This is a genomic window from Oribacterium asaccharolyticum ACB7 (assembly GCF_000238075.1).
GTDB classification, from domain to species: Bacteria; Bacillota; Clostridia; order Lachnospirales; family Lachnospiraceae; genus Oribacterium; species Oribacterium asaccharolyticum.
Genome location: NZ_JH414504.1, coordinates 1,039,932 through 1,053,352 on the forward strand (window position 1 = coordinate 1,039,932; position 13,421 = coordinate 1,053,352).

General features: G+C 43.9%; 9 protein-coding genes and 1 pseudogene. 4 read left to right on the forward strand and 6 right to left on the reverse strand.

Features of this window, described 5'->3' with window-relative positions; translation table 11 throughout:
* Positions 1-183: 183 nt before the first annotated feature.
* Positions 184-1,122, forward strand: coding sequence for a 3-hydroxyacyl-CoA dehydrogenase (locus HMPREF9624_RS04645; RefSeq protein WP_009536744.1), 939 nt, complete (start codon positions 184-186; stop codon positions 1,120-1,122).
* A gap of 83 nt (positions 1,123-1,205) precedes the next feature.
* On the opposite strand, the gene lepA is transcribed toward HMPREF9624_RS04645, so the two are convergent.
* The 3 genes from lepA to HMPREF9624_RS11960 form a co-directional block, all read right to left on the reverse strand.
* Positions 1,206-3,020: a translation elongation factor 4 gene (lepA, locus tag HMPREF9624_RS04650; RefSeq protein ID WP_009429924.1), complete on the reverse strand. Its 1,815-nt coding sequence runs from the start codon at positions 3,018-3,020 to the stop codon at positions 1,206-1,208.
* A gap of 118 nt (positions 3,021-3,138) precedes the next feature.
* A complete protein-coding gene (locus HMPREF9624_RS11955; protein WP_009536745.1) occupies positions 3,139-5,121 on the reverse strand; it encodes a leucine-rich repeat protein in 1,983 nt (660 codons plus the stop codon).
* 17 nt (positions 5,122-5,138) lie between these two features.
* A complete protein-coding gene (locus tag HMPREF9624_RS11960) occupies positions 5,139-6,206 on the reverse strand; it encodes a hypothetical protein (RefSeq protein ID WP_009536746.1) in 1,068 nt (355 codons plus the stop codon).
* 307 nt (positions 6,207-6,513) lie between these two features.
* Here HMPREF9624_RS11960 and rpsT point away from each other — a divergent pair, with 307 nt between their 5' ends.
* The 3 genes and pseudogenes from rpsT (at position 6,514) to HMPREF9624_RS04665 (ending at position 9,904) form a co-directional block, all read left to right on the forward strand.
* The gene (rpsT, locus tag HMPREF9624_RS04660; RefSeq protein ID WP_009429422.1) at positions 6,514-6,777 is read left to right on the forward strand and encodes a 30S ribosomal protein S20; all 264 of its coding nucleotides are present in this window, start codon (positions 6,514-6,516) and stop codon (positions 6,775-6,777) included.
* A gap of 385 nt (positions 6,778-7,162) precedes the next feature.
* A pseudogene (locus HMPREF9624_RS12265) lies at positions 7,163-7,744 on the forward strand (DUF4131 domain-containing protein); the annotation flags it as partial.
* A 6-nt stretch (positions 7,745-7,750) separates the two neighbouring features.
* Positions 7,751-9,904, forward strand: coding sequence for a ComEC/Rec2 family competence protein (locus HMPREF9624_RS04665; RefSeq protein WP_242822624.1), 2,154 nt, complete (start codon positions 7,751-7,753; stop codon positions 9,902-9,904).
* 120 nt (positions 9,905-10,024) lie between these two features.
* Here the strand turns inward: HMPREF9624_RS04665 and HMPREF9624_RS04670 are convergent, their stop codons facing one another.
* From HMPREF9624_RS04670 to rbr, 3 genes are all read right to left on the reverse strand, one after another.
* Entirely contained in the window at positions 10,025-10,912 is an 888-nt protein-coding gene (locus HMPREF9624_RS04670) for a DegV family protein (protein WP_009536748.1), read from the reverse strand.
* Positions 10,913-10,984: 72 nt separating this feature from the next.
* Positions 10,985-12,517 (reverse strand): 2,3-bisphosphoglycerate-independent phosphoglycerate mutase, encoded by a 1,533-nt coding sequence (gpmI, locus tag HMPREF9624_RS04675; RefSeq protein ID WP_009536749.1) that lies wholly within the window; start codon positions 12,515-12,517, stop codon positions 10,985-10,987.
* Between the two features lie 345 nt (positions 12,518-12,862).
* A complete protein-coding gene (gene rbr / locus HMPREF9624_RS04680) occupies positions 12,863-13,411 on the reverse strand; it encodes a rubrerythrin (protein WP_009428683.1) in 549 nt (182 codons plus the stop codon).
* Positions 13,412-13,421 lie beyond the last annotated feature (10 nt).

Below are 13,421 nucleotides of genomic sequence, written 5' to 3' on the forward strand. Positions count from 1 at the left end.
TCAAAAAAAGGAGTATACTAAAAATATCGATAAGAATTATCGATTTCTATACTATGCATTCAGCTTATAGAAGCTAGAAAAAATTAGAATTGAAATTGTGGGAAGTTTTTCCTTCCTGCCGTCTTTATTCTTAACGAGAAACGGAGAAAAATGAATACTTCTCGTTCAAAAAAGGAGGAAATTATGTTTAAAAATGTAACGGTTGCCGGTGGCGGCGTTTTGGGCAGTCAAATTGCCTTTCAGACGGCTTACTGCGGTTTTCAGGTAAAAATCTGGTTAAGAACGGAGGCTTCCATTGAACGTTGTAAGCCGAAACTCGATAGATTAAGAGTCATTTACCTTAGTATCTTGGATGAAATGAAAAGCGGAAATCCGGCAGCTTATGCCCGCGGATTATCAAAGAAATATCCCCTTTCCGAAGCGGAAATTGAAGATTGCAAAAAGAAAGTGGAAGAGGCCTACAAGAATATTATCTTAACTACTTCTTATGAAGAAGCGGCAAAGGATACTGACCTTGTGATTGAAGCCATTGCCGAGAATATAGAAGAGAAAGAGAGCTTCTATACGGAACTGGCAAAACATCTCCCCGAGAAGACCGTACTTGTTACGAACTCCTCTACTCTTCTCCCAAGTACCTTCGCAAAATATACAGGACGCCCGGAGAAATTCCTGGCGCTCCACTTTGCAAACAATATTTACAAGAGTAACACAGCGGAGATCATGGGACACGCCGGTACGGAGCAGAAATATTATGACGCAGTCGTTTCCTTTGCAGATGAGATCAACATGGTCCCGCTCAAAGTTTTAAAGGAACAGCCCGGCTATATCTTAAATTCCATGCTGGTTCCCTTCCTGACCGCCGCCGAATCCTTACTGGCACTCGGTGTTGCGGACTTTGAGACCATCGATAAAACCTGGAAGCTCGGAACAGGCTCTCCCTACGGTCCCTTCCAGATTCTGGATATCGTAGGCTTAACGACCGCTTACAACATCGTCATCTTAAACCCTGCTGCAAAGGATCCGAACAGCGTACAGGGAAAGATTGCTGCAACACTGAAAGAAAAAATCGATCAGGGAAAGACCGGAATCAGTGCCGGAGAGGGCTTCTACAAGTACAAGTAGAATAAGAAAAAGAGGATAGAAAAAGAGATTGTAGATAAAAGACAGGACTAAGTTCCTATTTCTTTTTATCTACAATCTCTTTTTTAGTCCTCATCCAGTTTCAACACGGACATGAAGGCACTCTGCGGAATCTCTACGTTTCCGAACTGACGCATCCGTTTCTTTCCTTCCTTCTGTTTTTCAAGAAGCTTCTTTTTACGGGATACGTCTCCGCCATAGCACTTCGCAAGCACATCCTTCCGAAGCGCTTTAATCGTTTCTCTTGCCACAATATGACCGCCGATGGCTGCCTGAATCGGAATCTCGAAGAGCTGCCTCGGAATCTCATTTTTCAGCTTTTCACACATCTTCTTTCCGCGCTCATAAGCCGAATCCGCATGAACGATAAAGGACAGTGCATCAATCTGCTGCTTATTCACCAGAATGTCCAGCTTCACCATTTTTCCTTCCTGATAGCCTTTCAGCGTATAGTCAAAGCTTGCGTAACCTTTACTCCTGGACTTTAAGGCGTCAAAGAAGTCATAGATGATTTCATTTAGGGGCAAATCGTATTTCAGAAGCGCCCTTGTCTTATCAATATACTCCGTGCTCTTATACACTCCGCGTCTTTCCTGACAAAGGGTCATAATCGCGCCCACAAACTCAGAGGTTACCATTACTTCCGCTTCTACAATCGGCTCTTCCATGCGAAGAATCTCCGCCGGATCCGGAAGATTGGACGGATTCGTCAGCTCTATCATCGAGCCGTCCGTTTTATAGACATGGTAAATAACGGAGGGCGCCGTCGTGACCAAGTCCAGGTCATACTCTCTTTCCAGTCTTTCCTGCACCACATCGAGATGAAGCAGTCCCAGAAAACCGCAGCGGAAGCCGAAGCCGAGTGCCGCGGAAGTCTCCGGCTCATATTGGAGTGCCGCATCATTTAACTGCAACTTTTCCAAGGCGTCCCGTAAATCCGGATATTTCTGACTGTCGGAGGGATAAATTCCGCAGTAAACCATGGAAAGCACCTTCTTATAGCCGGGAAGGGCTTCCTTTGCAGGGTGCATAACGGACGTCACCGTATCTCCCACTCTGGCATCCCGAATGTTCTTAATGGATGCCGTGAGATATCCTACCATTCCGCTAGAAAGCTCCTCTGCCGGAATAAACTGCCCGGGGGCAAAGGTTCCCACTTCCGTTACCGTGAATTCCGCGCCGGTTGCCATAAAGCGGATGGCATCACCTTTCTTTACACGACCTTCCTTTATGCGCATGAAAATGATAACTCCGCGGTAGCTGTCATAGAGGGAGTCAAATACCAATGCCTGAAGGGGATTCTCCGGACTCCCTTTCGGTGCGGGAAGACGATGCACCACCGCTTCCAGTACTTCTTCCACATTCAAACCGGTTTTTGCGGAAATCTGCGGTGCATCCATCGCTTCAAGACCGATTACATCTTCAATTTCATGGGCAACCAGTTCCGGGTCTGCCGAAGGGAGATCTACCTTATTAATAACGGGAATGATTTCGAGGTCATGATCCAGTGCAAGATAGGTATTGGCCAACGTCTGCGCCTGAATCCCCTGCGTTGCATCCACTACAAGAATGGCTCCATCACAGGCCGCAAGAGCACGACTCACTTCATAGTTAAAGTCTACGTGCCCCGGTGTATCAATCAGATTAAAGATATACTCCTTCCCGTCCTTCGCCTTATAGACGATGCGGACAGTCTGCGACTTAATCGTGATTCCGCGTTCCCGTTCGATATCCATATTGTCCAGAACCTGCGCCTGCATCTCCCGTTCCGTCAGTGTCCCGGTCTTCTCAATAATACGGTCTGCCAAAGTGGACTTCCCGTGATCAATATGCGCAATAATGCAAAAGTTCCGAATTCTGTCCTGCTGTATCTTCTCCATCGTAGCTCCTATATCCTACTCCTTAAAATGGAACAAACTGTATTCAAGAGCAGTCCTGCCTACAGGTATTTCCAAGCAAACAATCTTTCGGAACTATACCATAAGAAGAGAAACTTTTCTATATTTTCTGCCAAGCACCATCTGCTCCAAGGGTATAGCCCTCAACTTTAGTATTGAAAAGCATCTTTCCGTTTTCCGCACCGGACTTCGGATTCAGATAGTACCACTTACCCTTCACTTCCTGCCAGCCGGTACGCATCTTACCATTTTCTGCTCCTACTTCTTCGCTAAAGTAATACCAGAAGCCATGAAGCTCTTTCCAGCCAAGACACATCTTTCCCTGATCACTGCCTTCCTTTTCTTCAAAATAATACCAGGCATTGTTATAGAAAAGCCAGCCGGTGAACATATAGCCTTCTTGATTAAAATAGTACCAACGATTATTAATCCATAACCACTGTGATTTCGGGTAGCTTCCATCCGGATTTAAAATCCACCAGCCTTTTGTGTCTCTTTGCCAGTTTACATTGGATGGCAGATTGCGGTCTGCCCCTAACACCATCGGCGTCCCGCTGTTACCGCCTGAACTGCTTCCACCACCGGAACCGCCACTGCCACCGGAACTACCGCCTCTACCGGAGCCGCCATTGCCACTTCCGGAATAAGAAGGAATCGGCGCTTCTCCGGAATCATCGGTTGTGTACTCTGTAAAAAGCGGGTTTACATATCGTGTACCAAGTTTCACGGAAGAGTGATTTTCTATACGATTCTTTCCCTTATAACTCATCCTATCTTTATAGAAAGCACCTGCCCCAATATGCGTAACGGAGGCGGGAATCGTGATGGTATTGCTTTCTTTTAAGTCACGGAAAGCGCTTTCCCCGATACTTTCCAGTCCGTCCGGTAAGGATAAATCTCCCTTGTAAGAAAGATTACGAAAAGCGGAATTCCCTATTTTCTTTAAATTCTTCGGGAAGACAAGATTGCCCACTATCGATTTCTTAGAAAAAACAGAATCCCCTATTTCTACGATAGAATCCGGCAACACTAAACCCTTCTTAATGTAAGTGATACCTTCCAAGGCATGGGGATCCAGTGCTGTAATATTCCCCTTTAATTCCAGATGCGCTTGTCTTCCGAGAGCATGCAAGAGCTTATTCCATGAGCGAAGTTCTCCGTTTGCAGTAAGACCCTGCATCCGTCCGCTACCTTCTATGGTAAGCGTATAGGGGTTCTTTTCTCCTGTTAATTGCCAGCTAAAATTCCCGTCGCTGCGAGGCAAGCGTGCTGCATCTGATACCGTAATCACTTTTTGCAACAATTGCGTCTCACTATATGGTTTGGTGCTGCCTCCCGGATTCATTAAAAATGTACAATAGTAGGTGTGCCCCGGTAAAAAGGAAAATAGGTCTGTATTCCTAAAATCAAATAGATAAGAAGTAAATTTCTTATTTGTTCCGGGAAGCCGCCATCCGTTTCCACTTGAAAAAAAGATCAGTCTCAGGTCTCTCTTGAAACTTCCGCTGTTATCTATAAAGTTCTTTACCGTAACCGCTTCGCTCGGATCTTCTGTCGTATACAGATAAAAGTTTGCATACTCATTTCCTTCCGTCTCCAGCTCAAAGAAACATTTATGGATTTCCGGAAGTGTATAAAACTGCACATTTTTCATGGAAATGTTCCACTTTTTTACTTCCTGTTTTTCTTCCCCGGCAGTTTGCTGTACGGAAGTAAACTTGGGATTATACTGCATGCTTCCTTTTTCACTCATAAATACCGGAGAATGATTGATAATCGTATTTTTCTTTTCATTTCCCTTAGACTTGTAAAATGCCTTCTCTCCAATCCTCCGTACGGAAGCAGGAATGGTGACATCTCCTAAGTTTTCTGAATGATAAAAGGCATGGTCCGGTATTTCCTTCAGGGTAGAAGGAAGGCTCACCATCTCCAGATGTTCCATGCTGCCAAAGGCTTCCATCTCCACATGCAACTTTTCTATCCCTTCTTCTATAATGACTCTCCGAATCTTATTCCTATAGGGCTCCCAGGGAGCCAGTTCAAATGCATCCGTTTCCCCTCTTCCACGTAGTGTCAGAGTCATATCATTTTCGGGACCTGTTAAACTATATTCAATCTCCTTCCCTGCTCTTCCACTAAGAGATGCTTTCTGTACGATAATCCGGTATTCTTTTTTTTCTCCCCCAGGTCATCTTTTATGGTTATAAGCAATCTGGCTGTTCCTTCGTGCAAGGCCTCAATAGCGACCTGCCCATCTCCGTCATGCTTTAGGCGAACAGCAGCGGGATCCGTCTCTTTCATCGCTTCACAACGCAAAACATCCCGCCTAAGCAGTTTATAAAGACTGATTGTGTCTCCTAACTCCACCGCTACCGTATCCGAAAAAGTATTTTCTTTTTTAACCAAAGAAACAGCAAATAAAGAGAAATGCTCTGCCGATACTTCTACTGCATTTTCTTTCTCCTCTATTTTTTCCGTCTCTAACTTCTCTGCAGCTGCATCAACACTATCCAGATGAAATACGGAAATCTGTTTTTCCGCATTTTCCTCTAGAAAGGGAAGCTTTGAAAAGCTGACCTTCACTTCCCCTTTTGCAGTATCCGGCTGTATTTCTTCTCCGTTCTGATCCAGCACACTGATATCAAAAATGATGCTCTGTAGAAGATTTTGCTTATCCTCCTCAAGTTTCTCTTTTACAGTGGAATCCACTTTCTGTTCCTCGACTTTAGAGAGCTTTCTTACCCGTAAAGTCGCGCCCTTTGGAAATACCCCGGAATCAGCCTGCACCGTAATAAGCACACCGGAAAGTTCTTTTTCTGCATAAAAGGCTTCTTCTGAAGCCTCATCCTCTTGTGTAGTCTCAGCCTCTTCTGTAGACTCAGCCTCTTCTGCGGGCTCAGCCTCCTGTATGGATTCACTCCCCTCTGTAGGCTCTGCCTCCTGCAATAATTTCTTCTGCAAATCCTCCTCTTCCTTAGAAGACTCTCCGGTCTCTTTTTCTGCAAATTCTTTTTCGGAAGATGCTGTGCTCTCTCCCTTCGGAAAATTACGATCTATCCCTTCAGACAATGCCGTCTCTCCTGCCAAAGTCGCTGCCGAAACAACAGTAGAACAGATGCAAGATACTGCCAGAAGGAATGCCAATGCTGTTTTTATACTTTTTCTCATCTCTCTCCTCACCTATACTGCATAATATTTTGATATTTCTATTTAGATTAGCGTAACATAATTATTAATTTGTAGCAAGTTTTTGTGATATTTAATTATTTTCTATTTCTGATTTCTACTTGCAAAAAGCCTTAACTTCTTGACAGAAGCAGGCATTTCCGTTATTATCTCCGTGTATGTTTTCAAACTGTCCGTGTCCAGGTATTTGAAAGCAAGCTTTTGATAATAACTCAACGCATATAAAATAAGGGTTTCATAAAGTCGGATTTCCGCGGCTGGAAGATTTTATGGAAAGAAAGGTGTAAAAATGGCAAATATCAAATCTGCAAAGAAGAGAATCCAGGTTGCAGCACAGAGAAACGAGAGAAATAAGGCTATCCGTTCCGAGGTTAAAACCTATATGAAGAAGGTTTTCGTGGCTTGTGAAAACGGAGACAAGGAAACAGCGAATACAATGCTTGTAAAGGCACAGAAGAAGATTGCTATGGCTCGCAGCAAGGGTGTATACAAGGCAAACAACGCTTCCCGTAAGACTGCTCAGCTTTACAACGCAATTAATAAGATGGCTTAATCCTGTTTTTAACGGCATAAAGCACAGAATAAAATACTTTAAACGAGATATCGCACACTTTGCGAACGATACTCGTTATGAACAAGATGTCTCAGGCTTCGCCTGCACCACTTGTTAAGAATTGAGATTTCAAAACTCTCTCTACGGAGGGAGTTTTTTCTTGTCTTTTTTTACAGCTTGCACTATGATTGGATAAAGAATTTATTCTCTTTCATGATTTCTCTTGTATCCTTTTAGAATTTCAATCCTATAGCAGGTTCATTTTCCCTTTTTAACGATTTCATTCTTCAGTAATTTCCATTCTTTAATAATTTCCATTCTTTAGCAATTTCCACTCTTCAGTAATTTCCATTCCATATTCTTTCTTTTCTCAAAGGAGTTCTCCATGTTTACTGCCCGTCCCTTATTTTCCCTCGCCTTATCCGTTCTATTCGGGGAATTACTCTTCTGTCCCGAAATCCCGCTTTCCCTTCGCTTTATTCTTCTACTTTCTTACCTTTTTTATCTAAAACTAATCCTCCAAAAGAAAAAACAAATTCTACTGCTTCTCTCCCTTTTCCTATTCTTCTTTTCATCCCTCCATTTTCAACTTGTACTTTCCCGTTTTGAACGGCAGCAAAGAGCAATTGAACAGCTTCTCCCTTTTCGATGTGCACTGAAAGGTACGATTTCTTATATTTCGGAAAATGAGAAAAACTACAAAATTTCTCTGGAAAATTGTCTTTTAGACAGCTCTTTTGGAGCGATACCGAAAAATTTAAACGAGGAACAATCCAAAAAGTGGAAGGCGCGGAATCATCTTCCCTTTCAAAAGATACAAGTTTACCTCAAAAAATCGGAAACTGCCGAAGGAAAAGGAGAGGCAAAGGATGATATTGCGGCGAAGCCCCCCTTCTATCCGGGAGAGACTATCCTTCTTCATGGAAAATGTTTAGAAATCCATTCCGCCATGAATGAGGGAGAATTTTCTTTTTTGCAATATGCAAAAGGAGAGGGAATCGAAGCCATTTTCCTGGCAGAAAGCAGCAAGACGATTGCTTCCGATTCTTCTCCTTTTTTAAAGCTTCTCTATGAAATTCGGTGGCGAATATCGAAAGATCTGGAACATCTCTATCCCGATCCGGAGTCTACAGACCGCTCTTCTGTTTCTTCACCTATGAACAAAAGCGCCTTTCTAAAGAGTCTCCTTCTCGGCGAAAAAAGCACTCTTCCGGAAGAGGAACGAAACCTCTATCAGGAAGCAGGTATCGGTCACATCCTCGCCGTCTCCGGATTACATCTGTCTCTGGTCGGTGGCGCCTGTTTTTCTTTGCTTCGTTTTTCAGGCATGGAAATCAGCAGCGCTTCTCTTCTATCCTCTTTCTTCATTTTATCCTACGCACTCTTTACCGGAGCATCAGGTTCCACCCTTCGTGCTGCAATTATGCTTTTTATTTCCCTCTTCGGAAAATGCATTGGAAGAGGACAGGATAGAATATCTTCCCTCTCACTGGCAATCTTCCTGCTCTTATCCTTTCATCCTCTCTATCTCTACTCCTCGGGATTTCAATGTTCCTTTTTTACCTTGTTTCTTCTCCTTTTACTTTCCGAGAGAGAGGGAAAAGAGGAGAGAAAATTACTCTCCAAAAAATGGGAAAAGGCAGTGAAAAAAAGGAAATTTCAATCCCTCATTCTCCTTCTTCCAAGTAAATGCTTTGAGGCCTCCAAAGCGCTTTTCCTCTTTTACCTCGGCTTATTCCCTATTTTCGCTATTTTACAGTATTCTTTTCCCACCTTTGCACCTCTTTTAAACCTGCTCCTTCTCCCCCTCCTGCCTTTCTTTTTTCTGCTGGGCTTTCTATCCGTTCTTTTTCTTCATCTCCCCTCCGTTGCTTTTCTTTCCGGCTTCTTTGCCCATGCCCTCTCTGTTCTTCTTACCTTTTTTCACCGTCTGATAGAAATCAGCTTGCAACTGCCTTATTCCTCAATTCTATTGGGAAAAATGAAGCTCTCCTCTCTCTTCTTCTACCTCTTTTTTTATTATGTTCTATTTTTATTCCCCTTCAAGCGTCGGTTAAAATTCTTTCGAGCTACAGATTGTTCTAAGAGGATCAATAATCCCCTCCCCTTTTTCATCATTTTGGATTTGCCGATTTTCAAAAAGAATCTTAGAAAAATCCGGATTCTGTCTTACCTTCTATTTCTCCTATCGGTTCCGTTTTTTCTCCATACACCTTCCCGAAAACTCGAAATTACGGCACTTTATGTCGGACAGGGAGATGGATTTCTCATTCAAAAAGGAAACTTCGTTTTCACAATAGATAATGGTTCTTCCTCCGATAAGCAATTTGGAAAAAACACCCTGATTCCTTACTGCAAGGCAAAGCGTATTCGTCGCATCCGCTATGCTCTGATTACGCATTCCGATATCGACCATACAAGCGGTATTCAACGCATTTTGGAAGAAAATCCCGCCTCTACTGCTACAAATTTTTTTTATTCGGAAAATCGACTCCATATTGAAAATTTGATCCTCCCGATTCAGGCACGGGAAGATCATCGCTATGATATTCTAAAACGACTCGCCTTACGTCATGGCGCAAAGCTTCTCTACTGGAAGAATGGAGATGTATACTCGGAAGATTCGTCTCCAAGCAAGTTTCTACCGGCTATGCATAGCCTACATGTTATGAACCATAAAGCAGAGGAAAAAACAAGTCTTTCCCTTCACTGCTATTATCCGGTCAGCGACCTCCCTATGGAGGAAGCCAATGCGCATTCCATTGGATGTATTCTTCGCTATGGGAATTTTTCGATGGTCTTTACCGGCGACATGCCGGCGGAAGCGGAAAAAGAAATGCTTTATGCCATCAAAAAGGAGGGGCAAAGCCCCTCCGTCGATATTGTAAAGCTGGCGCATCACGGCTCCAAAACTTCCTCTTCTCCGCTCTTTCTTTCGGAAACAAAAGGAAAGTTTGCTCTCTTTTCTTATGGCAAAAAGAATCGTTACGGACATCCCCATAAAATCACTTTGGAAAAATGCAATTCTTTCGGACTTATCCCATTGGAAACCGCAAAACTGGGTGAGATTCTGATCCGAACAGATGGAGAAGACTATCAAATCATTACCCCCTGCACTCCACCATAGTCCGAGCCTAAAACTCCGCCTTTTCTCCTACTATTTACTCTTGCTCTTTTTCTATTAGACTTTTTCTATTAGTCTTTCCCCTTAGTCTTTCCCCTTAGTCTTTCCCCTTAGTCTTTTCTCTTAGTCCAGGAGTTCCTTCGGTCTCTTAATGACTGCGGCACCCAGCCCATTTTCTCCGATGTGGCAAGAAATCAAGAGGGAAAGGGGATTGACAACAATTTCCGGATCATAGCGGTTCGGGAATTCCGCCATCAACTGTTCTTTGAAATTCTCCGCCTGCTCCCTATTATCCGTATAAGCTACTGCAATATAGCTCTGCCTCGCTTCCGGATCATCCAGACGGCTAAGAGTTTGATGCAACCCTTCCATAATCGCTTCTCGAACCTGTCGCTCCGTCCTGACCTTCTTATAAGAATCCAGCTTCCCGCCTTCATTGATGGCAAGCACGGGTTTAATCTGCAGCAAGGTTCCGATTGCCGCCGCCACGGGAGTAATCCTTCCTCCGCGTTTTAAATAGCTTAAGTTCTGTACCCCTATGTAAATCCCGTTTTCTCCGGGTGCACGATTCAAAATATCTCGAATCTGCTGTCCATTATATCCTTTTTCCCCGAGCATTTTCGCAAAAACACAGTGCATCCGTTGTGTTACAGAAACTCCCCTGCTGTCCGGCACATATACTCTTCCAAGATACGGTTCATCTTGAGAAAGCATAATTGCCGTCTGGGTAGAACCGGATAAGCCGGAACTGAGCGGAATATGCACTACTTCTTCATTTTCCTCCAGTAACCTATCCCACGCTTCCAACACACTCTTCATAGCAGGTTGAGAAGTTGAGACCGATTCTCCGGAAAGAAGTCTTTTAAAAAACTCCTCGCGACTCATATTGATGTCTTCAAAATACTCTTCTTCCCCCATCCTAAAGGGCATAGGAACTACCGTAATTCCTAAGCGCTTTCCCTCTTCCGGGGTAATACCCGAACCCGAGTCGGTGCAGATTCCGATCTTCATGCCTACTCCTCTCTACTGCCCAAAGGAAGATATTTTCCTCCCCTGCTTTCCCACTACTTAAAAATACCCGACTTATTTCTCTAAAAGACTTTTTCCTGTCATTTCCTTAGGCTGTGGAATCCCCATGAGTTCCAAAAGAGTCGGTGCAACATCTGCAAGACATCCTCCTTCTCTTAACTTGTGCTTCTCATCACTCACCAGAATAAAAGGCACGGGATTCGTCGTATGTGCCGTATAGGGCTCTCCGGTCTTTTCGTCAATCATGATATCCGCATTGCCGTGATCCGCTAAAATAAAGAGATTACCATGCATGGACTCTACCGCATCAACAACCTTTCCCATGCATTCATCCACTACCTCAATCGCCTTGATTGCAGCGGAAAGAACGCCGGTGTGTCCCACCATGTCGGGATTGGCAAAATTAGCCACCACCAAATCATATTTTCCGGACCGGATTGCTTCAGTCAGCTTTTCCGTAACCGTATAGCAACTCATTTCCGGCTTTAAATCGTAGGTCGGAACTTCCTTCGGAGAGGGAACCAGAATTCGGTCTTCATTTTCATAAGGTTCCTCCTTTCCTCCGTTAAAGAAGAAGGTAACGTGCGCATATTTCTCCGTCTCCGCAATACGAAGTTGATTCTTTCCCAAGTTCGAAACCACTTCTCCCAAGGTATTGTGAATCTCTTCTTTTTCAAAAGCGACACGCTTGTTCGGAATCGTCGGATCATAGTCTGTAAAGCAGACAAAGAATACCTTCTTTCTCGGTCCTCTATTAAAGAAGTTGAACTCATCGTCACAGAAAGCATGGCAGATTTCTCTTGCTCTATCAGGACGGAAGTTAAAGAAAATCATCGCATCGCCGTCGGAAACGGTATGCACTGCCCCGTCCTTTTCAATCACCGTCGGAAGCACAAATTCATCATATACCTTCTTCGCATAAGAAGCGTCTATCGCCTCCTCTACGGAAGAAGCCTTTTCTCCCGTGCCGTCTACCATGGCACGATAAGCCTTCTCTACTCTGTCATAGTTCTTATCTCTATCCATGGCATAGTATCTGCCGGAAATCGTGGCTATCTCCCCGACACCGAGCTCCTGCATCTTCTTTTCCACTTCCATAAGGAAGGATTTTCCGGAATCGGGAGGAGTGTCTCTACCGTCCAGAAAAGCATGCAGGTAAACTTTCTTTAAGCCCGCTCTTTTTGCAAGCTCCAAAAGCCCGTAAATATGCCCAATGTGAGAATGTACTCCTCCACTGGAAACGAGCCCCATAAAGTGCAATGCGGAGTTCTCTTTCTTGCAATGCTCTACAGCCTCTTTTAAGGCCTTATTTTCAAAAAAATCTCCATCTTCTATTGCCTTGGTGATTCGTGTTAATTCCTGGTACACAATCCTGCCGGCACCCATATTCATATGGCCGACTTCGGAGTTTCCCATCTGTCCGTCCGGAAGTCCTACAAAAAGTCCGGAAGCCTGTCCCTCCACATAAGGAAATTCTTTTTTCAACTTGTCCATAACCGGAGTGTTCGCAAGGGCAATGGCATTCCCGTCCTTCTCTTTTCTTTCTCCGTATCCATCCAGAATCAGTAATACAGTCGGTTTCTTCATCTATATCTCTCCTCCTCTACTCAGGTAAAACAACTATAAAAAGCAAGGCATAAAACCCTTCAAAAAGTCTATCCCAAACTCATGAATACGTCAATTCTTCGGAGTATAATTTGTTAAATGAATTATTGTATGCTAATGACACTCTCAACGAACGAAATATTGTATGCTAATGCATGACACTTTTTTTAATGAGATACCGCACCTATACGCACAATACTTGTTAAGAAAAAAATACTGCATTGCAGAAATCCACAATGCAGCATCTCCTATTTTAACAATCATACACATGGCACATGCCGTGTCACTCGGAAAAGACTCTCCCGGCAGAGCCATCGGCGTTTCTTTTTAATAATTGTCCGCTTTTCTTTCGAAGTAAGCCTTCGGATGATTACAGCAAGGACAAACCTCCGGTGCTTCCTCTCCCTCATAAATGAATCCGCAGTTTCTGCAATGCCAAAGTGTCTGCTTCTCTTCTTTGAAGGTCGTATTGTCTAAAACTCTCTGCAGAAGCTCCTGGAAACGGGCATCATGCTCCTTCTCAACCTGCCCTACCAGACGGAACTTTGCCGCAAGCTCCTTAAAGCCTTCCTTTTCCGCTACTTCCGCGAAATTCTTATACATCTCGGTCCACTCATAGTGTTCCCCTTCCGATGCCGCTTTTAAGTTTTCCGCTGTGTTGCCGATTCCGCCACCAAGTCCTGCAAGTTCTTTAAACCACATCTTTCCGTGATATTCTTCATTTGCGGCAGTTTCTTCCAAAATGGCCGCAATCTGCTGATACCCGTCCTTCTTTGCCTGAGAAGCGTAGTAAGTATACTTCGCTCTTGCCTGAGATTCTCCCGCAAACGCTGTCCATAAATTCTTTTCCGTTTCTGTACCCTTGTAGTTTGCCATAAGTTAATCC

Coding starts and splice junctions, on each gene's coding strand:
- rbr (WP_009428683.1), bottom strand. CDS start 13,411: ATGGCAAACTACAAGGGTACAGAAACGGAAAAGAATTTATGGACAGCG.
- HMPREF9624_RS11960 (WP_009536746.1), bottom strand. CDS start 6,206: ATGAGAAAAAGTATAAAAACAGCATTGGCATTCCTTCTGGCAGTATCT.
- lepA (WP_009429924.1), bottom strand. CDS start 3,020: ATGGAGAAGATACAGCAGGACAGAATTCGGAACTTTTGCATTATTGCG.
- rpsT (WP_009429422.1), top strand. CDS start 6,514: ATGGCAAATATCAAATCTGCAAAGAAGAGAATCCAGGTTGCAGCACAG.
- HMPREF9624_RS11955 (WP_009536745.1), bottom strand. CDS start 5,121: ATGACTCTGACACTACGTGGAAGAGGGGAAACGGATGCATTTGAACTG.
- gpmI (WP_009536749.1), bottom strand. CDS start 12,517: ATGAAGAAACCGACTGTATTACTGATTCTGGATGGATACGGAGAAAGA.
- HMPREF9624_RS04645 (WP_009536744.1), top strand. CDS start 184: ATGTTTAAAAATGTAACGGTTGCCGGTGGCGGCGTTTTGGGCAGTCAA.
- HMPREF9624_RS04670 (WP_009536748.1), bottom strand. CDS start 10,912: ATGAAGATCGGAATCTGCACCGACTCGGGTTCGGGTATTACCCCGGAA.